This is a genomic window from Methylobacterium sp. J-068 (genome assembly GCF_022829445.1).
Lineage (GTDB): Bacteria > Pseudomonadota > Alphaproteobacteria > Rhizobiales > Beijerinckiaceae > Methylobacterium.
In genome coordinates, this window is record NZ_JAKSXY010000075.1 from 1 (window position 1) to 24,006 (window position 24,006).

The following is a 24,006-nucleotide window of genomic DNA, read 5'->3' on the forward strand; positions in this document are numbered from 1 at the left end:
GGCCTCGAGCCCGGGCTCGTAGATCGGCATGCGCCCGGCATTCAGCGCCGCGATCTTGGCCGGGTCCTTGTCCACGCACACCACCGTGTGCCCGAAATCCGCAAAGCACGTGCCCGAAACCAGACCGACATAGCCGGAGCCGATGACCGCGATCTTCATGATGCCATTCCCATCTTAAGTGGATCGGTTTCGCCGAAGACAGCGAGGGTCTCGCGGATCATCCGCTCGATCCCGAAGCGCTGCTCGATGAAGACGGGCGCGCCCACGCGGGCGCGGTGCCGGAGGCCGCGCGAGCGGATCACGGCGGTGAGGGCGGCGGCGAGGTTGGCCGGCGCATCGTCCTCGACGAGGCGGCCGGTGATCCCTTCGAGCAGCGCCTCGCCCGAGCCGCCGGCCCGGGTGGTGACCACGGGCACGCCGAGGGATTCGGCCTCGAGGAGCACGTTGGGCAGGCCCTCGACCTCCGAGGCCAGGAGCAGCACGTCCATGGCCGCCATCCAGGGCTCCACCGGGCTCTGGCGTCCGGCGAGCGTGATGCGGTCGGAGAGGCCGCGCGCGGCGATCGCGTCCGCGATCTCGGCCCGCATGGCGCCGTCGCCGACGATGACGCCGTGGGTGCGGGGATCGCCCCGCGCCACGCGCGCCACCACGTCGAGCCAGAGATGCGGGCGCTTGGCGGGGGCGAGGCGGAAGACGCCGCCGACGAGGAGCGCGTCGGGGGGAAGCCGCAGGCGCTCGCGCACGGCGCGGCGCTCCGCCTCCGGGGCGCGGGCGCGGATGCTCCCCACGTCGACGCCGTTGCGCAGGACCCGGATGCGCCCCGGCTCGAAGCCGAGCCAGGCCTCGTAATCCTGGGCGCCCGCCGCGGAATTCGCCGTGAACCGCACCTCGGGCCGCTCGGCCACGGCCCGGTACATGGTGGCGAGGTAGGCGCGGTAGCGCCGGCGGTCGTTCTCGCCCGCCACCACGTTGCGCATGGAGCAGACGATGGTGGGCACGCCCGCCAGGAAGGCGGCCACCGAGCCCGTGGAGATGACACCGTCCTGCCAGAGATGGACGCAGGACGGGCGATGGCGCCGGAAGCAGTCGTAGAGCTTGAGGATGTCGCGGGCGAGGTTGGGCGGGAAGGCCGCCATCAGGCGCAGGGCCTCGCGCAGGGCCGGATCCTCGGCCGCCAGCGCGCGCAGCACGTGGGTCTCGTTGACGTGCGCGAGATCCTCGATGACGAGGTGCTCGGTCTCGGCGAGGTCGCGCATCATCGCGCGGCCCCGCGCCGGGGTGAGGTCGAGGCCGGCGAGCACGGTGCGGCCGCGCCCGGCGCGTGCCCGCGAGACCCCGGCCGCCGTGAGCGCGACCTGGCGCTCGGCCCCGCCCGCGCCGAGCGAGGAGGTGCACAGGATCACCGTGTCGGTGGGGCCCAGGATGGTGCGGGGCGGCGGCGCCTCGAAGACCCGCAGGAACAGGGCGCTGGGAAAGACCGGGACGTGGTCGCGTCCCGGCGTCGCCACCGCGAAGGCGGCGCGGCAGCGGGCGGCCGCGCGCTGCAGGTCGGGCTCGACGTTCGGGTCCTGGAGGGCGGCGGCGAGATGCGTCCAGGCCTCCGCGTAGGCGCCGACCTCCATCAGGGCCTCGGCGAGCACGGGCCGGACGCGGCGGCGCAGGATCGGGTTGGCCATGGCGCGCCGGGCGGCCTGAATCGCCTGCGGCGCGTCCCCGGCGGCGAGTTCGATCCGCGCGATGGCGAGGAAGCCCTCGCAGCCCTCGTGGGCGAAGAGCTGCCGGGCCTGATGCACGAGTTCGGCGATGCGCTCGTCGCGCTCCAGGGCGCCGTAGGCGCGCAAGGCCCCCTCCCAGTGCGAGACCTCGCCCCGGTCGCGCTCCAGGGCGGCCTCGTAGGCCGCCGCCGCGCCGGCCCAGTCGTTGAAGCGCTTCAGGGTGCGCCCGAGGAGGGCCCGGTGCGCGGCGGCGTTCGGTTCGGCCTCGATCAGGGCGCGCGCCACCGCGACGCTGTGCTCCTTGGTGGAGCCCGCCCCCTGCATCAGGCGCAGGCGCGCCTTGGCCGCCTGGGGCGCCAGGGCCTCCGGCCCCGTGAGGCTGTCGAGGAGCGCCAGCGCCCGGGCGCCGTCGCCGATCTGCTCGTAGGCCCGGGCGAGGCGCAGGCGTGAGGGCCCCGCGTCGGCACCCGCCGCCAGCACCGCGACGCGCTGCAGCGTCGCCAGGGCCGCGCCCGGATCGCGCGGCGCCTCGATCCGGGTGGCCCGCAGGATCAGCGCGGTCGCGCTCTCGCCGAAGCGCCCCGCATGGGCGGCGTAGAGCGCGGGCTGTTCGGCCGGCGGCGCGAGGGCGAGGCGGGCCTGGAGCAGGCGGTCGGCGGCGTCGGCATCGCGGGGGATCAGGGCGAGGTGCCGCTCCAGGTGGGCGACGGCCTCGTCGTGCCGGCCGCGCGCCGCCATCTCCTTGGCCAGCCGCCGGAACACCCGGTAGCGGCGCAGGCGCTCGGGGGTCGCGGTGCCGGCCACTTCGAGCCAGAGCAGGTGGGCCCGGTGCCGGTCGCCCGCGCTCTCCAGGGCGATGGCGCGCAGGGCCACCGCATCGACGGCCTTCGTGCCGGCAGGGGCGCTCGCGCCGGGAGCGGCCGGCGGGAGGGCGCGCGACGCCGGATCGATCCTGGGCTTCGCGTCTGGCCTCACCTTGGCGTCCACCTTGGACATCGCGTCCGTCTTGGACTTCGTGTCCGTTTTGGACTTGGATCGGGCGGCCCGGCGGGGGGCGGATCGGCGGCTCTCCAGGGCGCTCATGCGGCGACCCCCGACAGGGTGATCCCGGAGGTGGCGCCCTCGGACATGGCACCCTCGACCATGGCACCCTCGACCATGGCGCATTCCGCCTGGAAGCCGGACGGTCCGAGCTCGGGCACGCGGTCGATGAAGCCGAGGAACCAGGTCTCCAGGCAGAGCAGCGCCCAGAGCAGCGCGCCGTTGCTGCGGGTGCCCTCGCGGTGGTCGCGCACCAGCCGGTCGATCCAGGCCACGCGGAAGAGGTCGCGGTTGCGGAAGGCGGTGCTCGCCACCGTGTCCTCGAGACGCTCGCGCAGGCTGGTGCGCAGCCAGAGGTCGAGGGCGTGGCCCACCTCCGGGCGCGGGCTGGCGGGCTGGTCGAGGGCGGCGCGCACGAGGCCGCCCGGGCGCGCCGTCCCGTCGGGGCCGGCGAGGCGCCAGGCCTGGGGCAGGCCGGCGCACCAGGCGGCGAGGTCGGCGTCGAGGAAGGGCGTCCGCAGGGCGGGGCCGGCCCCGTGCCGGGCGATGTCGAGGGGCGCCAGCATCCGGGGGGCGCCGTGCGCGAGGTCGATGCGGGCGCAGAGATCCGTCGCCACCGCCGCGTCGGCGCGTTCCAGGGAGGCGCCGAGCCCGTCGATCGGCGAGAGCAGCAGGGACCCGATCAGGGCGGGCCCCGACATGGCGAGGCGCTGCGGGTCGGAGGAAACGCAGACGCAGTCGCCGTAGAGGTCGCGCACGAACGGCATCGTGGCGTGGAAGCCCTGACGCGGGCTCGCCTGGATGCGGGTGTCGCGGTGGCGGGCGAGTGCGGTGCCGAAGGCGGCGTAGTGCGGCCGGTCGAGGAGGAGTTCGGCGCCGCCCGCCGCCGAGAGGCAGGCCGGGACCTCGGCGGAGGCGGCCGCCAGCAGGGCGTGCTCGACCAGCGCGCCGGGCGTCGCCAGGGGCTCGCCGCGCCTCGGGATAAGGCCGAGCGCCGCCGAGGCGCTCGCCGCGTCGAGGCGCACCGCGTGCGAGCGGACCCGGAGCGGGGCCACGGGCGGTGCCGTCGCGCCCTCCACGTGGATGGCGAAGCTGTGCACCTCCGGCCCGTCGGCGCGGTGCGCGGCGCGGATCGCCGCCTCGGCCAGGGCGTCGGAGGGGCCGTCGCCGGTCCGGAGCACGCCGACCGGGCCGTCGCCGATCGCGGCGTCGAGGCGGCGGCGCAACGCGGCCCGCGCCTCGTCCGGGCCCGGAGCCTCGGCGGCGGGATGGGGCGCCGGGGCCGGCAGGGTCCAGACCCGGGTGACGCGCACGCCGCGCAGCCGCTCCGCCCGCAAGGTGTGGGCGGGGCTCAGGCGCTGCACGCCGCGCAGGGGCGCATGGTCGGCCGGGCAGAAGCCGAAGGCGAGGTAGTGGGTCAGGGCGTCGTGGTCGGCGTGGCGCCGCACGCCCGGCCAATGGGCGATCGCCGCGAGGTCGGAGGCGAAGACGAGGCGGTCGCGCAGGTGGACGTAGTGGAAGGGCTGGAGGCCGAAGCGGTCGCGGCCGCAGAGCAGCGTCTTCGTCTCGGCATCGTGGATCGCGAAGGCGTAGGCCCCGGTGAAGCGGGCGGCGGCCGCCTCGCCCCATTCCCGCACGGCCTCGCGCAGCACGTCGGTGTCGTGCTCCATCGGGCCGGGGGCGCCGAGGGCGATCAGTTCGGCGCGCAGGGCGTCCGCGTTGGCGAGGCGGCCGGCTAGGACCACGGCGAAGCGCCCCCGCGCCCGCGCCGGAACGGCCGACCCGGCGCCGCCGACGAGGAGCGCCGTGTCGTGGGAGACGATGCCCGTCCGGCCGCCATCCGCCAGGGCGGAGCGGACCCGGATGGCGGCCCGGACGTCGTCGTCGCCCAAGGGGTCGCCCTGCAGCATGAACAGGCCGGCGATGGCCTCGGCCGACGCGGTGGGCGGGCTCGAACCGGGGAAACCAGGCATGGACGCGTCTCCGGCAACGGGATGGCGTTCGGCGGACGGATCGATCGGACGGCCGGGGCACCGGCACGGGGTCCCCGGTCCCGCCCCGGTGCGATCCGGGGCGGGGTGCGGGCCGGCGGCCGAAATCGGCCGGCCTTAGGGCGCGGACTGCCGGTTCAGCATGTCGCTGAGCAGGCTCACCGTGGCGGCGTTGCCGGGCTCGATCTCCAGGGCCTTGAGGGCGGCGGGCACGCCCCGGTCGTAGAGCCGGATGGCCCGGCAGGAGCGGGCGAGCTTGACCCAGTGGCCGGTGTCGTCGGGCTCGATCTCGGTCAGGCGCTGGAGCACCGCGATGCCGTCGCGGTGGCGCTTGGCCATGCGGTAGAGCCGGGACAGGACCTTGAGCGCGTCGGGCCGGGCCGGCTCCAGCTCCAGCATCTTGAGGCCGATCTCCTCCTGGAGCGCCACGTCCTCGGTGGTCACCGCCTCGCGCAGGCGCTTCGCGTAGGTCTGCATCACCTTGCGGAAGGTGCGCTGGGCCGCCTCGCTGTCGGGGTCGATCTCGAGCACGACGTGGGCCTTGGTGGCGGCGAGTTCGAGGTGTCCCGCCCCGAAATCCTCGCGCATGGTCCGCACCAGGCGGCGCAGGGCCGAGGTGAGGTTGCGCGCCGCCTGCTCGTCGCCGGCGCAGTCGAGCTCGTGGTAGAGCCGCACCGCGCTGTCGTAGCGCTCGGCCCGCATCGCCGCGCGGGCGGCCTTGCGCTTGAACGGCTGCCCGTCCTCGGAGATCCGCGCGAGCCGGGCCCAGCTCTGGCTCGCCTTGAGCCAGTCGCCCGCCTTCTCGTGGATCAGGCTGAGTTCGCGCAGGATGCGCGCCCCGTCGTCCTGGATCGCCAGGGCGGCCTCGTAGGCCGCGACCGCCCCGGGAACGTCGTTCTCGGCCGCCTTGGCGCGGGCCGCGACCACGAGGGGGGTGAACAGCCGGCGCAGGCCGCCGGCCGCGCGGGCGCTGTCCGGGTCGATGAGCAGGATCGCCTTCCAGGCCGCGGCGGCGGCGGGAGTGTCGCCGCGCTCGTTGGCGACCTTGCCGCGCCGCTCCAGGGTGCGGATCAGGGCGGCGCGCATCACCGTGTCGATGTCGACCTCGCCGGTCTCGCGGGCGGTGGCGACGATGCTGGCCGCCTCCTCCGGGTGCAGGGACGAGATCAGGGCCGGCACCGCCGCCATGGCGGCCTTGGGCTCGATGGCGGCGAGTTCGAGGGAGACCTCCGCCAGCTCGCGCATGCGCTTGAGCCGCAGGAGCGCGTCGCTCTTGATCACCAGGGCGCCGGCCTCGCGCGGGTCGCGCCGGAGCGCCGCCCCGGCGGCGGTGAGGGCGCCTTCGTAGTTGCGCACCTTCATCTCGCAGCGGGCCATTTCGATGAGCGGGAGCACCAGCTCCGGCCTCATGATCGAGACCCGCTGCCAGATCGCGGTGGCGGCGGCGAACTGCTTGGCCCGCATCATGGCCTTGGCCGCCACCAGGAGGACGCGCAGATCGTCGGGCGCGCGCCGGACGAGGTCGCCCGCGATGGCGCAGGCCTCCTCGAGCTTGCCCACCCGCAGGGCGCTCTTGACCAGCATCAGGCGCGGCTCCGAGGCCGCCGGGTCGATCTCCACCGCCTCGCGGAACTCGGCGGTGGCCGCCGTGGTGTCGCCGCGATGGAACGCGACCGTGCCCAGCAGGGTGTGGATTCCCGCGTGGCGGCCGTCCTCGGCCGAGAGACCGTGCAGGATGGTCTCGGCCTCGTCGAGGTCGCCGTCGGCGATGCGCCGCTTGGCCTCGTTGAGGGCAGCCTGCGTCGAGGCATGAGCCAGGGCGGGGCGGGCCAGGGCGGGGCGGACCGAGGCGCGCGGGGGCTCCGCCGCGGCCAGAGCCGCCGGGACCGCCGCCGTCCCGTCGGTGCCGGGCGTCGTGTCCGTGGCCGGCGCGGCCTCGCCGCTGGCGGGGACGCGGCTGAGTACGCCGTCGAACAGGATGCTGCCGATGATCGGCTTGAACGGGTTGGCATAGTGGTTGAGGTCGCGGCCCTCCTCCGCCATCGCCTCCGGCACGCCGTAATCGGCCACGTGCGGCGAGGGGTCGAAGTGGCGGTAGCCCTTGGTGGCGCAGATCTCGGCGATCCAGCCGCACAGGCGATTGCGCGAGGCGATCAGGGAGCCGGCGAGGTTGTGCACGTTGATGTGGTTCACGAAGACCACCGTGGCCGGCAGGCGCCGGACGATCTCGGCCATGTGCGCCTCGAGTTCGTCGCGGGTGGTGCTGCGGATGTAGCCCTCCGTGAGGACGCGGCGCTCCAGCGCGTCGGTCTCGGCAAAGCCCGGCAGGGCCTCGAAGTGGCGCCGGCGCACCTCCGGATCGCGCTCCCCCTTCAGGCCGAAGAAGGTTTCGAGCAGGCCGCCCCGGTCGCGGAAGGTCCGCTCGACGTAGTTGATCTGCAGGTACCAGGCGTCGAAGACGATCTCCTTGACCGTCGAGATCTCGACCACGAACACGTCGGTCTCCTGGCGCGGGCTGCGCACCAGGACGCCGTCCGGCGTCAGGAAGCGGCCGAGTTCGGCCGGAAACTCACGCCCTTCGAGGTAGTCGATCTGCTGCAGTGCCTCCGGCGCGGTATGGACGAAGCCATAGATGTTCGCGCTGTTCCGGCGGAGATTTCGCAATTGTACGGTAGCGCCCAGGGGTTCCGCGACCCGACACGTACCAATCGACGTGTAGATGAGATCTTTCTTCGCCAATTTCCGGCTCCTCGAAGCTGCGGGAAAGGTCCGATACAGATGGCGCGCTGTCTTCCCGGGCGTTTGTTTTTGTTTTTGTCTGTTAAGGTTTTAGAAACCTATTTGGATTCCGGACCTCCACAAACCCATCATTGTCGGTAGCCGATGCATGCGCGACGGGGGATCGCCTCCTCCGAAAGGGTGAGGTCCGCTACGCCGCGCGGGAGGCCCCTCGGCCGCCCTACGCCGATCGGCCATCGGCCCTGCCTCACGCGGGGGCGGTCCGCGTGTCCGCCGCGGGCGCTAGGGTCCGGCCGCATCGCGCGGGATCCGAAGCGCGGATCCGAGGGGTCCGCCGCCGGTCCTGTGAGCGCGACGACCTCTCAGGGAGCTTGCACGATGGCGCGCCGGAATCCGCTTCGGGGATCGTTCTCCGTCCCACGCCGGGGGGGCGCCCTCCGCGCCCTCCTGACCGCCGGCTTTCTGGTCGCCGGTCTCCTTGCCGCCTCGGCGCTCCCCGCCGCGGCGGCGGACGGGTCGCTCTCGGCCCGGCGCTTCTTCGAAGAGGCCAAGGCGGCGGCCGAGCGGGCCGCCCTGCCCTGCACGCGGGTCGCGCCGACCCTCAGCGACGGGCGGGTGAGCGCGAGCCCGCTGACCGGGCAGATCGAAGGGGCGGCCGCCGGCACCACGGGCGGGCTCGGCAAGCGCCTCCTCACCGTGACGCGCCTCGACGACGCGAAATCCTCCGCGAGCCGGCCGAGCCCGGAGGGCAGCCTGCGCTGGGCGGTGGAGACGGCGCACAAGGCCGGCGGCGGCTGGATCGTGTTCGCGCCCGACCTGACGGGGCAGATCCATCTGGAGGCCGGGCTCCACCTGCCCTCCGACACCACCCTCGACGGGGGCTGCGGCGGCATCACGCTCTCGGGCGCTCCGCGCCTGACGCAGCTCACCCTGACGGATGTCCGGAACGTCATCATCAGCGGACTCGCCTTCACCAAGGACGCCTACGACGACAAGGCGGACAAGACCGGCGACGCCATCGGGCTGACCGACCAGTTCGACCGCGTCGCGATCCTGCACAACGCCTTTCACCGCTGCGGCGACGGCTGCGTCGACATCGTGCGCAAGAGCCGCTTCGACACCGAGTCCCGCGCCACGGTGGCGTTCAACCACTTCGCCGAGCACAACAAGGTCATGCTGATCGGCACCCTGACCTGCTACAAGGACGCGGATGCCGAGGGCTGCCGCGAGCCGCTGCGGCATCTGGCCGACCTGATGGCGCCGCGCGTCACCGTGACGGTGCAGGCCAACGTCTTCGAGGGCACGAGCCAGCGCCATCCCAAGGTGGTCTCGAACGCCGCCGTGCAACTCGCCAACAACCTGTTCCTGCTCAGCCCCACCGCCTATTCCAGCGGCGCCGACAGCGCGGTCTACGGCTCGGCCACGGGCACCGGGGGCGTGCTGCGGGCGGCCGGCAACATCTTCGTCAATCCGGACCGGGCCGGCCGGATCGGCGCGGGGCCGATCTCGGTGGTGCGCGCCGCCTCGGGCGGGGGCCGGGAGGCCGACGGCGCGGTGGCGGCCGAGGACAACGTGACGGTGGGCAACATCAGCGTGGTGGAGAAGGACGCGGACCTCGCCCGGCGCGTGCCGATGGCCTCGGTCCCGGTGCGGGCGGTCTCGGGCGGCGCGAGCGCCTTCGGCCTCGCCACCTGCCTCCTGCGTCTGGCCGGCCCCAAGGGCATCGCGGCGACCTGGCCGGACGTCTGCGGGCGCTCCTGAGGCCGGGCTTCCGGGTTGCCCGTCGCGGACGGGCGAACCGCGACGGGACCGGGCCCGCGAAGGCCCTGTCCCGTCAATCCACGAAGCTGCGGATCGTGCGCTCCATCATGGCGCTCACCGAGAACGTCTCGCGGGCCCAGGTCCGGGCGGCGGCGGCCATGGCGGCGCGGCGCGGGGCATCCGCGCGCAGAGCCAGCACCGTCTCCGCCACGGTCTCGGGCGTCAGGTTGGGGCCGGGCGGGAGCAGGAGCCCCGTGCGGCCCGGCACGATGGTCTCGGCCGCGCCCCCCGCCTCGGTGGTCACCACCGGCAGGCCCGCATGCTGCGCCTCGACGAGGACGTTGGGCAGGCCCTCCACCAGGGAGAGCAGCAGGAACGCGTCCATCCGCGCCAGCCAGTGGCCGACATGGGCCGAGCGCCCGACGAACAGGACGTGCCCCGCCAGACCGAGCCGGGCGGCCCGGGCCTCGCAGGCCTCCCGCAGGGGGCCGTCCCCCACCAGGATGAAGCGCGTGTCCGGCGCCCGCGCCCGGATGCGCGCGGCGGCCTCCAGCCAGAGGAAGGGGCGCTTGTTCTCGTCGAGGCGCATGACCGTGCCGAGGGTGAAGCCGGGGCCGCGCGCCGCGAACGACGCCGAGAGGGCGGCCTCGGCCGGGCCGCCCTCGGGGGCGAGGGCATCGACGCCGTTGTAGATCACCGCGACGCGGTCCGGGTCGAGGTCGAGCCAGGCGGCGTAGCGGCGCGCGGCCGCGTGGGAATTGGCGGTGAGCCGCACGCCGGGGGCGGCCAGCAGCGCCCGGTAGAGGCCGGCATATTCCGGGCGGTCGCGCTCGGGCCGGTCGACGGGGGGCAGGCTGCGCACGTTGAGGACGATCCGGGGCACGCCGGCGGCCAGCGCCGCGAGTCCGCAGGCCAGGATCGAGCCGTCCTGCCAGAGATGGACCACGTGGGGCCGGCGCCGGCGGATCGCGTCGGCGAGGCGCAAGGTCCCCTCCTGCATCGGGGCCGGCAGCAGGTCGAGCATGGTGGCGAAGGGGGCGAGCACCGAGCGGGCCGGATCACCGCCCTGGAGGGGGAAGTCGGCGTATTCCTCGACGGCGAGGCCGGCCTCCCGCAGGCCGGGCGCGAAGAAGTCGCCGCCCGGCCGGGCGCTCGTCGAGCGCACCACGACGTCGACCGGCCCGGCGATCGCGCTGCCGGCGATCGACGTGGCCCGGACCCGCGCCGCGTGCAGGGTCCGGGCGGTCAGGGCGAACTGGCGCTCGGCCCCGCCGGCCCCGAGGGAGCCGGTGATCATCATCACGCGCCCGACCCGGCGGCGCGGCCGGGGCGGCCGGCGCGCCGGGGCGAGGCGGGCGAAGATCTCGGCCAGCACCGCGTCGGCGGCACGGCCCCCGGGCGGATTCGCTGGGCTTCCGGGGAAACGGCGCCCGCAGAACGCCGCCAGCCGGGCGCAGTCGGCGGCCACCGCCGCGCGGGGGGCGGCGAGCCTGCCATCGCCGCCGAAGCGGGCGATTCCGGCATCGAGCAGGCGCAGGGCCCGCCCGATCTCGCCGCGCTTCGACAGGGCGCGGGCGAACTGGAGATAGCCGGATTCGCGCGGATGCGTCGCGATGAGGCGCTCGAACGCCGCATCGGCCTCCGCGTGGGCGCGGATCTCCTCGAAGCCCCAGGCCTGGAGCAGCATCGCCGGGGGCGTCGCCGGGCCTTCCGGGAAACGCTCGCGGAGCATCCGGGTGGCGGCCTCCCGTCCCTGTCGGCGCAGGGTCCAGCGCAGCACCAGGCGAAACGGCTCCACCGCCTCCGGGAAGCGGGCATGCACCCCCGCCCAGGCGCGGGCCGGCACCGCCTCGCGGTCCTGGGTGCCGGGCTCGACGAACTCGGCGGCCTCCACGAGGCGGGCGGCCAGGACCTGGAGGCGCTCGCAGGCCGGATGGGCGCGCACCAGCGCGAGCAGGGCCGCGAGGGCGATGCGCGCCTCTGGACCCCGCCCCGCCCCGGCCGCGATCGCGGCGGCCCGCTGGAGCACGAGGCCGTCGGCCGGGCCGGGCCGCAGGCGCGTGCGGGCCAGGATGGCACCGATGGGATCGCGCGTGCCGATGGGGTCGGCGGCGGGGCCCGGCCCCTGCGCGAGGGTTCCGTCCGGATCGTTGAGCATGGCGATCTCCCGCGCGCGGCGCCTCTCTCGGCCTCGAGCCGCCAGGAGGCATTCGATTCGACTGCCGATCGGATCGTTCCGGAGGCGGGTCCGGCCCTCGCGATGCCGCGCCGGCAACGGGAGACCGCCTTGCCGTCCCCGGACGGGGTCATGCGCGATCCGTTCGATCCCGTCGGGACGGCGGATCAGACGCAGTGATATTCGCGGTACCAGCCGACGAACCGGCCGACGCCCTCGGCCACGGGGGTGGAGGGCCGGAAACCGGTGAGGCTCTGGAGCAGGCTGGTATCGGCGAAGGTGCGGGGCACGTCGCCGGGCTGCATGGCGAGGTAGTTGTGCCGGCCCTTGCGGCCTACCGCAGTCTCGACCGCGTCGACGAAGCGCATCAGCGGCACGGGATCGGAATTGCCGATGTTGACCGTGCGGAACGGGGCCACCGCCGAGAGGGTGTCCTCGGCGTCCCGCACCGGCTCGCCGCGCATCGGCACCGCGTCGATGAGGCGGACGATGCCCTCCACGAGGTCGTCGATATAGGTGAAGTCGCGCTCCATCCGGCCGTGGTTGTAGATGTCGATCGGCCGGTCCTGCAGCAGGGCCGAGACGAACTTGAACAGCGCCATGTCGGGGCGCCCGAACGGCCCGTAGACGGTGAAGAACCGGAACGCGGTGGTGGGGATGTCGAACAGGTGGGCGTAGGAATGCGCCATCAGCTCGGTGGCCTTCTTGGTGGCCGCGTAGAGGGTCATCGGCGCATCCGCCTTGTCGGCCTCGGCGAAGGGCACCTTGTCGGCGGCGCCGTAGACCGAGCTCGTGGAGGCGAGGAGCAGGTGGCCCGGCGTCGTCCGGCGGGCGCATTCGAGCACGTTGAAGGTGCCGGTCACGTTGGAATCGACGTAGGAGCGCGGGTTCTCCAGGCTGTAGCGCACGCCGGCCTGGGCCGCGAGGTGGATGACCACGTCGGGGGCGGTCTCCTCCCAGACCCGGCTCAGGGCGTCCATGTCCTCCAGCATCAGTTCGTGCGCGGAAAAGCCCGGCATCTGCAGCAGGGCCGCGTGGCGGCGCTGCTTGTAGCTGACGTCGTAATAGGCGGTCATGCCGTCGATCCCGACGACCTCGTGCTGCGCGCGCAGGAGGCGCCGGGCGACGTGGTAGCCGATGAAACCCGCTGTTCCGGTGATGAGTATGCGCACGGAGCCCCTCGCTGATGGTGACGGTGCCGGGTGCGGCGGATCGGCGGGGCCGAGCCGGCGGCACGCATCCTTCGCGAGCCGGACTATGGGGCGTCGGCCGAGATCGAGGGGACCTCGCCTTTCGAGGGGCCGCCCTCTCCGAAGGGGGTAGGCCCCCGCCCTCCGAACGGCGGCGCTAAGGCCGATGGCCGAGTTTGTGGCGTCGGACACTCCCCACAAAGCTCGTGCGACCTCTCGGATGCGCCTTCCGCCGCCTGCGGTGTGCCGGAGCCCGAGATCCCGTCGCGAGATCCCGTCGCAAGCAGGCGCGCCATGCAGAGTCTCCCCGAGCAAGATGGTCCGGAACAGGATGCCCCGGAATCCGAGGCTTCCGAGACGGAATCCCAGGACGCGGTGTCCCGTGACGCGGTGTCCCGTGACGCGGATCCGCCGGGCGCGCGCCGGACCCCGCCGGTCGCCTACGCGGTCGAGGTCGCGGAGGGCGAACTGCGCCTGCGGATCCAGGTCGGTCCGAAGAGCATCCCCATCGCGATCACGCCCGAGCAGGCCGGCGAGCTCGGCACCGCCCTGATCGGCGCCTGCGTGCTCCATGCCGAGGGCCGGGTCCCGGCGGCGGGCCCGATCCTGCGCAGCGACCTGCCGGTGCTCGGCTGGCGCACTGGCGTGATCCGGGAGCACAGCCTCGCGATCCTGCTCCTCGACATCCTCGGTGGGCCGGAGATCGCCCTGCAGTTCCAGCCCGCGACGGCCATCAGCTGCGGACGCTCGCTGCTGGAGACCGGCAAGACCCTGCAATCCGCCACGCGCTAGACCCCCCTCCCCCTCGGGGCATCGACCTACGCCGTTTGGGGAGGTTGCCCGGTGATCCAGGTCGGTAAACAGTCGGTTAACAGGGCCGCGGGATTGCTGCGAATACTTGATGTTCGACGCAGGAACGACAGCGGGTTTCTGGTTTTTTCTTCGCTCCGTCTCGAACATTATCGCCACGACCGGCCGCGAACGCTGGCCGGCCTGGCGAGCCCGCGTTCGGGAGACGGCGCCGTGCCGAGGAATCCACCCGGATGTCGCTGCGCTTCGCTTCGAGAGCCCTGATCCCCGCCCTCGTCCTCGCCGCCGCGTGCCGGCCGGAGGCGCGCGCCGCCGAGGCCTACGCGCTGGGGCCGGCCGACAAGCTGCGGGTCACGGTCTACCAATGGGCGCAAGGGCCGGTGCCGGCCCAGGGCGGCGACTTCCAGGCCCGCCTCGACGGCCAGTTCACGATCGACAATGCCGGGAACCTCCCCCTGCCGCTCGTCGGCGAGGTTCCGGCGGAGGGGCGCGCCACCACCGAGCTCGCCCGCGCCATCTCGGAGATGTTCCAGGCCAAGCTCGGAACCCTCACGATGCCGAGCGCCTCCGTGGAGATCGTCGAGTACCGGCCCTTCTACGTGATCGGCGTGGTCGACCAGCCCGGCAGCTATCCCTTCCGCCCCGGCATGACGGTGCTGCACGCGGTCAGCATCGCGGGCGGCCTCTACCGGCGGCCCGAGGATCCGAGCCGCTACCAGCGCGAGGCCCTGACGGCGGCGGGCGACGGCGCCCTCCAGGCCGCCAGCCGGGACCTGCTCCTCGTGCGCGCGGCCCGCCTGGAGGCGGAACTGGCGGGGCACGAGGCCATCGCGTTCCCCGATGAGATCCTGGCCCGCAGGACCGAGCCGACCATCGCCCGGACCATGGCCGACGAGGCCAAGATCATGAAGCAGCGCGGCATCGCCCTCGACGCGGCGGTGGCGAGCCAGCGCAACCTCAAGGCCCTGGCCGAGCGCCAGAACGGTGCCCTCGAGGCGCAGACCGCCGCCATCGACCGGCAGATGGCCATCGCCAAGCGGGAACTGGAGGACCAGACCGATCTGGTGAGCAAGGGCCTGTCGCGCCGGCCCGTCCTGTTCCCGATCGAGGCGCGCCACGCCGAGGCCGAGGCCAAGAAGCGCCAGCTGCACTCGGACATTCTCAAGAACGCGCAGGACATCGCGCGGGCCGAGCAGACCGCCGAGGAGCTGCGCACCAACCGGCGCATCGAGATCCTCGACCAGCTCAAGGAGGCGCGGGCCAACCTGGAGCAGGCGCGCCAGAAGATCGTCACCGACCAGCGCATCGTCGACCATTCCGACGGCGAGTTCCGCGTGCGCACCGGCGAGGCGGTGCCGACCTACGCGATCCTGCGCCGCGACGGCGACCGAATGCGCGAGCGCGGCGTGCCCGAGACCGCCCGGGTCGAGCCCGGCGACGTGGTTCGCGTGGTGCTGCCGCCCCGGCGCGCACCCGGAGCGCCCGGCGCGATCTCCGAGCCCGGTCCCACCGCCGCGCTCGCCCGCGAGACCCACCTCACCGACGCCCGGCCCTGAGCCCCGACACCGCGCCCGTCCGGAGGACCGACACGATGCAGGCACAAGCTTCCGCCTTCAGGAACGGGGCGTCGGCCCTGAGGAACCAGGCCGACGTGGTGGGCGCGCTGATCCTGCGCGAGACCCATACCCGCTTCGGCCGGACCCGGCTCGGCTACGTCTGGGTGCTGATCGAGCCGGTCGCCCACGCGGTCGGGCTGTCGATCGTGCACTACACCCTCGGCCGGCGCTCGCCCTTGGGCGGCAGCATGGCCCTGTTCTTCATGACCGGGCTGCTGCCGTTCTTCCTCTGGAGCAAGGTCTCCTACCGGCTGGTCTCGGCCTTCACCTCGGACCGGCCGCTCCTCAACGTGCCGGCGGTGACCCATCTCGACATCCTCTGCGCCCGGGCCCTGCTGGAGGGCGCGACCTGGCTCATCGTCTCGACGATCCTGATCGCCCTCCTGGTCTCGATCGGCTTCAGCGACTGGCCCTTCGACCTCGAATCCCTGTTCGGCGCGGTGGCGGCCACGTTCCTGCTCGCGGTCGGGGTGGGGATGATCAACGCCACGCTGACGGCGCTGCTCCAATCCTGGCACAACGTCTTCAACATCCTGACCCGGCCGCTCTACCTCGCCTCCGGCATCTTCTACCTCGTCGACCAGGTGCCGGCGACGGCGCAGGCCTACCTGGTCTGGAACCCCCTCGTCCACGCCATCGAGTGGACCCGGATCTCGTTCTATCCGGCCTACAACGCCACCACCCTGGACAAGGCCTACCTGATCCAGTGGGCCGTCGGCGCCTGCGTCCTCGGCCTGGTGCTGGAGCGCCTCGGCCGCCGGAAGGCGGAGGCGATATGATCGTCCTCGACAACGTCTCGAAGGGCTACCGCACGGCGCTCGGCGTCAAGCGCATCCTGGCGGACGTGGATTGCGAGCTGTCCACGGATCTCAGCCTCGGCATCCTCGGGCGCAACGGCTCGGGCAAGTCCACCCTGATGCGGATGCTCGCCGGCTCCGAACTGCCGGACCGGGGGCATATCGACCGCGACGTGCGGGTCTCGTTCCCGGTCGGCCACTCCGTCGGGTTCTCCAACATGATGACGGGCCGCGAGAACGTCGCGTTCCTGGCCCGGGTCTACGGCGAGGACGTGCGCCGGACCGTGGCCTTCGTCGACGACTTCGCCGAACTCGGCGACTACCTCGACGAGCCGCTGCGGACCTATTCCAACGGCATGCGCTCGCGCCTCACCTTCAGCGCCTGCATGGCGATCCGCTTCGACGTCTACCTCGTCGACGAGGTCACCGCCGCCGGCGACGTCGAGTTCAAGCGCCGGTGCAACCAGCTCTTCGCGGAGCGCCGGCGCCACGCGCGGATCATCATGGCCTCGAACAACGCCAAGATGCTGCGCCTCTACTGCGACCGCGGCGCCATCCTCGAGGGAGGATCGCTCCTGCTCTTCGACACCGTCGAGGAAGCGGTCTCCGTCTACGCGAACGAGATCTATCGCACCGAGGTCCAAGGGGCGGACCCGGGCGCGGAAAGATGGGCCGAACGGGAGGTTGAGCCGTCATGAGCACCGAACCGGGACGAGTCGCCGCGCGGGTCTCGCCGCTCCTCAGCGTCCTCAGGCAACGCCGGACGAAGGCCGACGCGGCCCCGGCCGAGGCCTCGGCGCCCGACGAGACGGTGGAGATGCCGGCCGAGGCCCCGGACAGGGAACCCGGCCCGGCGGACGGGCCGGACAACGTCACCCGCTGGCTGCGGGGACAGCCCGCCCCGCGCAAACCCTCCGCCAAGCCCCCGGTCCTGCGCGAGGTGACGGCGCTCGCGAACGAGCCCGAGACGGCGCGCCGGATCGCCGAGGCGCCGGTCCGGCCGCTGCCGGGCCTGCCCGGCCAGGACACCCTGCCCGGTCAAGCCTCGCCGCTCGCCGGGCGGCGGGCCCGGCGCCGGCGGCAGCGCCGGGGCATCCTGTTCTCGTTCGTCGCCCTCGTGGTCCTGCCGGCCCTGGCGGCGGCGCTCTATTACGGCTTCGTCGCCTCGGACCAGTACGTCTCGGAGGTCAAGTTCGCCCTGCGCTCGGTGGAGCGCAACGGCGGCCACGATGCGGCCAGCGTCGTCAGCGGCGTGCCGAACGCGCTGGCCGGCAACACCGATTCCTTCATCATCGCCGACTACATCACCACGCGCCAGTTCGTGGACGAGGTGCAGCGCAAGATCGACCTGCGCCGGATCTTCTCGGCTCCGGGGGCCGATATCTGGTCGCGCTTCAATCCGGCCGCGCCCATCGAGGCGCTGGTGAGCCATTGGCGCGCCATGGTGATGTCGCGCTACGACCTCTCCACCGGCATCCTCACGGTGAAGGTGCGGGCCTACACGCCGGAGGACAGCTACCGGCTCGCCCAGACCGTCATCGACGGCTCCGAGCGCCTCGCCAACGAACTGACCAACCGGGGCCGCCAGGACTTCGTGCGCTTCGCCGAGACCGAGGTGCAGAAGGCGGAGACGCGCCTGCGCAACGCCCGCGACGCGCTGGGCAACTTCCGCCGCAGCGAGGGCACCTTCGACCCCGTCCGCGTGGCGACGAGCAACGCCGACCTGCTCGCCAAGCTGCGCTCCGACCTCGCCGGCATGCGGGCGGAGGTCTCCGCCCTCGCCCTCTCGATGCAGCCCAACGCCCCGATGATCCAGACCCTCAACGGGCGGATCAAGGCCACCGAGCAGCAGGTGCGCTCGGTGGAGGCCGAGGGCCAGCGCAACGGCCAGGGGGCCGGCGGCGACATGGGCAGCACGGTGGCCCGCTACGCCGCCCTCGAATCCGAGCAGACCTTCGCGGAGAAGAGCTACGGCATGGCCATGGACGCGCTCCAGGCGGCGCGGGGCCTCGCCGACCGGCAGCAGATCTACCTCGCGACCTTCGCGCGGCCGGCGCTCGCCGAGAGCGCGCAGTTCCCCAACCGCCCGGCCTCGATCGCCGTGGTGGCGGGCTTCGCGCTGCTGGTCTGGCTCACCGGCCTGCTCCTCGTCCTCGGCATCCGCGATCATCTGCGCTGAGCCCGACCCGACCGGACCCCGCGCGAGACGGGCCATTCACCATCAGCACGAGGGGACGACCATGATCTTCCTGCAACGTGACGGCGATTCCGCCGATGTCCGCTTCACCGGCGATCAGGCGCGGGTCCTGAACAAGGCCGGACAGGTCGTGGTCGACTGGACCGCGGGCGGCATCCTCCACGGCGTGCCGCAGGGCGACGGCTACCGGCTGGAGGTGAAGACGGGGGCCACGGTCAAGGCCGACGACCTCGCCATCGGCGCGGTGGTCTTCACCATCGGCCAGTCGAACATCGAGCGCTGGTACAACACCCCCAGCGCCGTGCCGGATGCCGCATCCGGCACCTACCAGATGGAGGCCGACGGCTCGATCGGCCACGTGGAGGGCGGCGCCTCCACCTACTTCGCCGAGAACTACGGCGCCGAGACCGGCGTGCCGGTGCTGATGGTCGCCGCCGCCAAGGGCGGCACCGCCCTGGTGGCCGCCGCCGACAAGGGCAACGGCTACTGGATGGACACCTCCGCCGGCTCCCTCTACGCCACGGCCCTGTCGCTCCTCGCCAAGGTCGGCGGCGCCGCGGAGGTGGTGCTGTGGGCGCAGGGCGAGACCGACGCCTCGGCCAATGTCACGACGAGCACCTACGCCGCGGCGCTGAACACCTTCATGGGCCGGGTGCTCAACGACTTCCATTCCGGCCACGTCCTGATCCAGGAGATCGGCCCCCACGGCGACAACGACGACAAGTACGACGCGGTCCGCCTCGCCCAGCACCAGGTCGCCGACGCCCTGGCGGGCGTCGATATCGGCGCGGCCACCACCGACCTGAACACCATCGAGGACGGCATCCATCTCACCGGCGCCTCGCGCGTCACGGCCGCCGACCGCCTGCTCGACGCGGCCCTGGCCTTCCAGGGCATCGACATCTCGCGGGCGGTGCAGAACGGGGCCGACCTCGCCACCGGCAGCGACCATCTCGTCGGCACCGAGGGGCGCGACGAGCTGCACGGCCGGGCCGGAAACGACATCCTCGACGGCGGCGGCGGCAGCGACGCCCTGTTCGGGGACGCCGGCGACGACGTCATCAACGGGGGCGCGGGCGTCGACCTGATCCGGGGCGGGGCGGGCAACGACACCATCGACGGCGGCGACGATTCCGACGTCATCTCGGGCGGCGACGGCAGCGACATCATCCGGGGCGGGGCCGGGGCGGACGAGATCTGGGCCGATGCCGGCGACGACGTCATCACGGGCGGGGCCGGCAACGACGTCATCTCTGGCGGGGCCGGCATCGACACGGCCGTCTTCTCCGGCAAGTTCGCCGGTTACCGCATCGTCACCAACGGCGTCACCGCCACGGTCACCGACATCGACCTCACGGACGGCAACGACGGAACCGATACCCTCGACGGGGTCGAGTACCTCAGCTTCTCCGACAAGCCGCAATACGACATCAAGGGCACCGGCCTGCCGTCCCTGTTCACGCCGAGCGACGACTACGTCGATTTCGCCACCGTGGTCGCCGGCACCTATGCGCCGACCTCGTCCCATGCGGGGCTGGCCGGCAACGACGAGATCTACCTGCCCAAGGACGCGGCGGCGGCCCAGGCCGCCGGCTACGACACCACCGTGGCGATGGATGGCGGCGACGGCAACGACGTCATCATCGGCGGTAGCCTCGACGACTGGATGAAGGGCGGGGCCGGGGACGACATCCTCAACGGCGGGGCGGGCTCCGACCGGATGGAGGGCGGGCTCGGCAACGACCGGTACTACGTCGACACCACGGCGGTCGGCAGCACCGGCGACCTCGTGGTCGAGAAGGCGAACGAGGGCATCGACACGGTGATCAGCACCGTGACCTTCACCCTCAAGAGCAACGTCGAGAACCTCACCCTGGTGGGGACGGACAACATCAACGGCACCGGCAACGAACTCGACAACGTCATCGCGGGCAACGACGGCAACAACATCATCAACGCCAACGCGGGCAACGACACCCTCCTCGGGGGCGCCGGCGACGATTCCCTGCGCGGCGGCCTCGGCAACGATTTCATCGACGGCGGCCTCGGGCGCGACACGGCGGTCTTCGCCGGCAAGTTCGCCGATTACCGGATCGTCGATGTCGGCGGCGCCGTCACCGTCACCGACCTCAATCCCGCCGACACCGACGAGGGCACCGACACGATCCAGGGCGTGGAACTGCTCAAGTTCTCCGACAAGACCTACACGGTGAACATCCCGAACGGCCTGTTCACCAACGGCAACGACACCGTGGACTTCGCCACCGTGACGGCGGGCAGCTACCAGGCCGGCACCCAGTACGCCGCCGGGGCCGGGGACGACGTGGTCCATCTCGCCGGGACCGCCGCGGCGGCCGCGGCGGCGGGCTACGACACCACCCTCGCCTTCGACGGCGGCCTCGGCAACGACACGATCACGGGCGGGGGCCTCAACGACTGGATCAAGGGCGGCGACGGCGACGACGTGATCGACGGTGGGGCGGGCTCCGACCGGATGGAGGGCGGGCTCGGCAACGACACCTATTACGTCGACGTCACCGCGGTCGGCACCAGCGGCGACCTCGTGATCGAGAAGTTCAACGAAGGCGTGGACACGGTGATCAGCACCGTGACCCACACGCTCAAGAGCAACGTCGAGAACCTCACCCTGGTCGGCACGGGCGAGATTTCCGGGTTCGGCAACGAACTGGCCAACACGATCATCGGCAACGACGCGAAGAACTCCCTCAAGGGCGATCTCGGCAACGACGTCCTCTACGGAATGGGCGGCAACGACAGCATCACGGGCGGGGCCGGCAACGACACCATCGATGGCGGGCTCGGCACCGACATCGCCCTCTATCTCGGCGTCAGGGCGGATTACACGGTCACGATCACGGCCGGCCGGGTCGTCATCACCGACAACAACCCGGCCGACATCGGGGGCGACGAGGGAACCGACACCCTGGTCGGCGTCGAGATCCTCAAGTTTTCGGACGGCACCCTTGCGGTGCCCCTCGGCGGCGCCCCGACGGCCCTCGCCCTCAGCCATGCCGAGGTGCCCGAGAACAGCCCCGGCGGCACCCTCGTGGGCACGTTCAGCGCCACCGACCCGGATGCCGGCGACAGCTTCACCTACACGCTCCTCGATTCGGCCGGTGGCGCCTTCGCGATCCAGGGCGCCGACCTCGTGGTGGCCGCCGGCGCCGTCCTCGACTTCGAGACGAATCCGAGCCTCACGGTGACGGCGCGCGTCTCCGATGGCGGCGGCCATACCTTCGATCGGACCTTCACCATCGCCCTCTCCGACGTGGACGGCCCCCCCATCACCGGCACGGCCGCCGCCGACAAGCTCATCGGCACCCAGGAGGGCGAGACCATCGACGGCGGGCTCGGCGCCGACACCATGACGGGCGGGGCCGGCAACGACACCTACATCGTCGACAACAGCAAGGACGTGGTCGTCGAGCTCGCCGGCGGCGGCATCGACACCGTCCGGAGCTCGGTGAGCTTCACCCTCGGCGCCAACATCGAGAACCTCGTCCTCACCGGCGCCGCGAGCAAGGGCACCGGCAACGCGCTCGACAACGTGCTCACCGGCAACGACGCCAACAACACCCTCGACGGAGGCCTCGGCGCCGACACCATGGCGGGCGGCCTCGGCAACGACGTCTACGTGGTCGACAATATCGGGGATCGGGTGATCGAATTCGCCGATGCGGGCAACGACACGATCAAGACCACGCTCGCCACCTATGCCCTCGGGATCGGCAACGCGGTCGAGGCCCTGACCTTCATCGGCATGGGCGACTTCCAGGGCACCGGCAACGAACTCGCCAACACGATCACGGGCGGGGCCGGCAACGACACCCTCGACGGTGGCCCGGACACGGTCAAGGACGCCCTCAAGGGCGGGCTCGGCGACGACACCTACATCGTCGGGATCAACGACACGGTGACGGAAGCGGCGGATGCCGGCCACGACACGGTGCGAACCGGGCTCGCGACCTACAAGCTCGGCGCCAACCTGGAAGACCTCGTCTATACCGGGGCCGGCGACTTCAAGGGCACGGGCAACACCCTCGACAACCTGATCAAGGGCGGGGCGGGCAACGACACCCTCGACGGCGGAGCGGGCGCGGACCTCCTCGTGGGAGGGGCCGGCAACGACACCTACCTCATCGATTCCCCCGGCGACCGGATCTCCGAGCGGGTCGACCCGAACGACGCCGCGAGCGCGGATGCGGGGGGCATCGACACGGTCCTGATCAAGACCGGTCTGACCCAGTATGCCCTCGGCAGCGGGAGCTTCCTCGAGAACCTGACCTATTCCGGCACCTCCGCGTTCCAGGCCATCGGCAACGAGCGGGACAACACCCTCGTCACCGGTGCGGGCAACGACGTGCTCTCGGGCGGGCTCGGGCACGACGTCCTGACCGGCGGCAAGGGAGCGGACCAGTTCCTGTTCAACGCACCGGGCGAGGGCACCGACACGATCACCGACTTCACCCAGAGCCAGCTCGACAAGATCGCGGTCACGGGCGCGAATTTCGGCGGTCTTTCCGCCGGCAGCGCCCTGCCGGCGGACTGGTTCGTGCTCGGCACCAGCGCGACCAGCGCCGATCACGGGCAGTTCCTGTTCGACGCCCAGGCGCTGACCCTGTCGTGGGACGCCGACGGCACGGGAACCGCCGCCCCGGTGGTGGAGATCGCGCAATTCGCCAAGGCGCTCACCCTGCACGCGAGCGACATCCTGGTCGTGTGAATGGGCGACCGGCGCCCTGGCATCGCAGCCCGACGGTCCGCGCGATCGATGGCGGGGCCGCCTCCGACCGGGGCGGCCCGCGCGCATTCGCGCCCGGCGCCGACTCACCGTGGCTGTGCTGCCCAAAAATAACACATGATAGGTGTATTCGTGTCGCTTTTCTGCCGATCCGATCGATCGGTTATTTGTCGAGCGCGGCGATCCGGTGGGGCCGGTGCAGGAAATCAGTACCCGTGTGATATTCGAAGGCGTCGAAATTCAACGAACCGGGGCGGATACACATTTTCGGGCACCGATCGTGCAAAAAGGGTCTTTATAATTGGTTTAAATTTTGCAACGTTTCCGGTCGATGACGATGCGAGGTGTGCCATGGACATCATTGCGGGCATGGAACTTCCCCGGACCATGCTGGGACACGCTGCTCTCGACGTTGATTCCGGCCTGACGCCGACGATTCTGCTCATCGACGATCGAATCCTCGAACGGGAATGCCTGATCTTCCGCCTCAACGTTGCGGGCTTCCGGGTCGTCGCCGCGGCGAGCGCGGAGGGCTGGCGCGACTCGGCGGAGGCCGGACGCCTCTCGCTGATCCTCTATGTCTGCGACGGCCTGGCCGAGAAGCGCCGGCGCACCGTGGCGGGCCTCTTGCAGGCGCCCCACGGGCACCCCGTCGTGGTCCTGTCGCAGTCCGACGCCGTCGCCGACGTGATCGAGACCATCGAGTGCGGCGCGCGCGGTTACATCACCACCCGGGCCAACGTGGAGCATGTCATCGCGGCGATCCGCTTCGTCCTGGCCGGAGGCGTCTTCGTTCCGGCCAGCAGCGTGCTGGCGGCCCGCAAGGCCGAGACGGAGCCCGCCGTCGATCCGTCTTGGCACGGCAACTTCACCGCCAAGCAGGTGGCCGTCATCGAAGGCATCCGGCGGGGCAAGCCCAACAAGGTCATCGCCTACGAACTGAACATGTGTGAGAGCACCGTGAAGGTGCATGTCCGCAACGTGATGAAAAAGCTGAAGGCGCGCAACCGCACCGAACTGGCCTTCAAGGCGACCGAGATGACGCTCTGACGCGGAGTGGATAGCCGCGTCGTCATAAAACGGATCAGGGATGTGTTGACGGTTGGATTTTGTGTCCGTATAGGGCTGTTCATCGGCGGCGGCCAACGGGGTTTGGCGGCTCACCGGCGCTTCTTTGGATGATCGGATGGGTGATCCGGCTGAATGCTGGA

13 protein-coding genes and 1 pseudogene are annotated in these 24,006 nt (G+C 72.1%); 8 read left to right on the forward strand and 6 right to left on the reverse strand.

Annotation, left to right across the window (positions count from 1 at the left end):
• The 4 genes and pseudogenes from MKK54_RS11540 to MKK54_RS11555 form a co-directional block, all read right to left on the reverse strand.
• Positions 1 to 159: pseudogene (locus MKK54_RS11540) on the reverse strand (UDP-glucose 6-dehydrogenase); the annotation flags it as partial.
• On the reverse strand, positions 156 to 2,711 hold the full coding sequence (locus MKK54_RS11545; protein WP_244010961.1) for a glycosyltransferase: 2,556 nt from the start codon (positions 2,709 to 2,711) through the stop codon (positions 156 to 158). The pseudogene MKK54_RS11540 and the gene MKK54_RS11545, both read right to left, overlap by 4 nt.
• Positions 2,712 to 2,794: 83 nt before the next feature.
• Positions 2,795 to 4,729: an asparagine synthetase B family protein gene (locus MKK54_RS11550; RefSeq protein ID WP_244010963.1), complete on the reverse strand. Its 1,935-nt coding sequence runs from the start codon at positions 4,727 to 4,729 to the stop codon at positions 2,795 to 2,797.
• A gap of 135 nt (positions 4,730 to 4,864) precedes the next feature.
• On the reverse strand, positions 4,865 to 7,411 hold the full coding sequence (locus MKK54_RS11555) for a tetratricopeptide repeat protein (RefSeq protein ID WP_244010966.1): 2,547 nt from the start codon (positions 7,409 to 7,411) through the stop codon (positions 4,865 to 4,867).
• A gap of 453 nt (positions 7,412 to 7,864) precedes the next feature.
• Between MKK54_RS11555 and MKK54_RS11560 the strand changes: the two genes are divergently transcribed.
• Positions 7,865 to 9,247, forward strand: coding sequence for a hypothetical protein (locus MKK54_RS11560; protein ID WP_244010968.1), 1,383 nt, complete (start codon positions 7,865 to 7,867; stop codon positions 9,245 to 9,247).
• A 73-nt stretch (positions 9,248 to 9,320) separates the two neighbouring features.
• Here MKK54_RS11560 and MKK54_RS11565 read toward each other — a convergent pair whose 3' ends face one another.
• Together MKK54_RS11565 and MKK54_RS11570 are read right to left on the reverse strand one after the other, a co-directional pair.
• Positions 9,321 to 11,405, reverse strand: a complete 2,085-nt coding sequence (locus MKK54_RS11565; protein WP_244010969.1) for a glycosyltransferase — start codon at positions 11,403 to 11,405, stop codon at positions 9,321 to 9,323.
• A gap of 185 nt (positions 11,406 to 11,590) precedes the next feature.
• Entirely contained in the window at positions 11,591 to 12,595 is a 1,005-nt protein-coding gene (locus MKK54_RS11570) for an NAD-dependent epimerase/dehydratase family protein (RefSeq protein ID WP_244010971.1), read from the reverse strand.
• 312 nt (positions 12,596 to 12,907) lie between these two features.
• Here MKK54_RS11570 and MKK54_RS11575 point away from each other — a divergent pair, with 312 nt between their 5' ends.
• From MKK54_RS11575 to MKK54_RS11605, 7 genes are all read left to right on the forward strand, one after another.
• On the forward strand, positions 12,908 to 13,405 hold the full coding sequence (locus tag MKK54_RS11575; RefSeq protein ID WP_244010973.1) for a hypothetical protein: 498 nt from the start codon (positions 12,908 to 12,910) through the stop codon (positions 13,403 to 13,405).
• A 251-nt stretch (positions 13,406 to 13,656) separates the two neighbouring features.
• Positions 13,657 to 14,979, forward strand: a complete 1,323-nt coding sequence (locus MKK54_RS11580; protein ID WP_244010975.1) for a polysaccharide biosynthesis/export family protein — start codon at positions 13,657 to 13,659, stop codon at positions 14,977 to 14,979.
• Positions 14,980 to 15,014: 35 nt separating this feature from the next.
• Positions 15,015 to 15,818 carry an ABC transporter permease gene (locus MKK54_RS11585; RefSeq protein WP_244010977.1) on the forward strand — a complete coding sequence of 268 codons (804 nt, stop codon included), beginning with the start codon at positions 15,015 to 15,017 and terminating at the stop codon, positions 15,816 to 15,818.
• Positions 15,815 to 16,534: an ABC transporter ATP-binding protein gene (locus tag MKK54_RS11590; protein WP_244010979.1), complete on the forward strand. Its 720-nt coding sequence runs from the start codon at positions 15,815 to 15,817 to the stop codon at positions 16,532 to 16,534. Before MKK54_RS11585 ends, MKK54_RS11590 begins: the two co-directional genes overlap by 4 nt.
• Positions 16,531 to 18,015: a hypothetical protein gene (locus tag MKK54_RS11595; RefSeq protein ID WP_244010981.1), complete on the forward strand. Its 1,485-nt coding sequence runs from the start codon at positions 16,531 to 16,533 to the stop codon at positions 18,013 to 18,015. The genes MKK54_RS11590 and MKK54_RS11595 overlap by 4 nt, the downstream gene beginning before the upstream one ends.
• A 61-nt stretch (positions 18,016 to 18,076) precedes the next feature.
• Positions 18,077 to 22,777 (forward strand): beta strand repeat-containing protein, encoded by a 4,701-nt coding sequence (locus MKK54_RS11600; protein ID WP_244010982.1) that lies wholly within the window; start codon positions 18,077 to 18,079, stop codon positions 22,775 to 22,777.
• A 369-nt stretch (positions 22,778 to 23,146) separates the two neighbouring features.
• The gene (locus MKK54_RS11605; protein ID WP_244010985.1) at positions 23,147 to 23,845 is read left to right on the forward strand and encodes a LuxR C-terminal-related transcriptional regulator; all 699 of its coding nucleotides are present in this window, start codon (positions 23,147 to 23,149) and stop codon (positions 23,843 to 23,845) included.
• Positions 23,846 to 24,006: the final 161 nt, after the last annotated feature.

Excerpts from the sequence above, each read along its gene's own strand:
- MKK54_RS11545 (WP_244010961.1), bottom strand. The coding sequence starts at position 2,711 with ATGTCCAAGGTGGACGCCAAGGTGAGGCCAGACGCGAAGCCCAGGATC.
- MKK54_RS11550 (WP_244010963.1), bottom strand. The coding sequence starts at position 4,729 with ATGCCTGGTTTCCCCGGTTCGAGCCCGCCCACCGCGTCGGCCGAGGCC.
- MKK54_RS11560 (WP_244010968.1), top strand. The coding sequence starts at position 7,865 with ATGGCGCGCCGGAATCCGCTTCGGGGATCGTTCTCCGTCCCACGCCGG.
- MKK54_RS11565 (WP_244010969.1), bottom strand. The coding sequence starts at position 11,405 with ATGCTCAACGATCCGGACGGAACCCTCGCGCAGGGGCCGGGCCCCGCC.
- MKK54_RS11575 (WP_244010973.1), top strand. The coding sequence starts at position 12,908 with ATGCAGAGTCTCCCCGAGCAAGATGGTCCGGAACAGGATGCCCCGGAA.
- MKK54_RS11580 (WP_244010975.1), top strand. The coding sequence starts at position 13,657 with ATGTCGCTGCGCTTCGCTTCGAGAGCCCTGATCCCCGCCCTCGTCCTC.
- MKK54_RS11585 (WP_244010977.1), top strand. The coding sequence starts at position 15,015 with ATGCAGGCACAAGCTTCCGCCTTCAGGAACGGGGCGTCGGCCCTGAGG.
- MKK54_RS11590 (WP_244010979.1), top strand. The coding sequence starts at position 15,815 with ATGATCGTCCTCGACAACGTCTCGAAGGGCTACCGCACGGCGCTCGGC.
- MKK54_RS11595 (WP_244010981.1), top strand. The coding sequence starts at position 16,531 with ATGAGCACCGAACCGGGACGAGTCGCCGCGCGGGTCTCGCCGCTCCTC.
- MKK54_RS11600 (WP_244010982.1), top strand. The coding sequence starts at position 18,077 with ATGATCTTCCTGCAACGTGACGGCGATTCCGCCGATGTCCGCTTCACC.
- MKK54_RS11605 (WP_244010985.1), top strand. The coding sequence starts at position 23,147 with ATGGACATCATTGCGGGCATGGAACTTCCCCGGACCATGCTGGGACAC.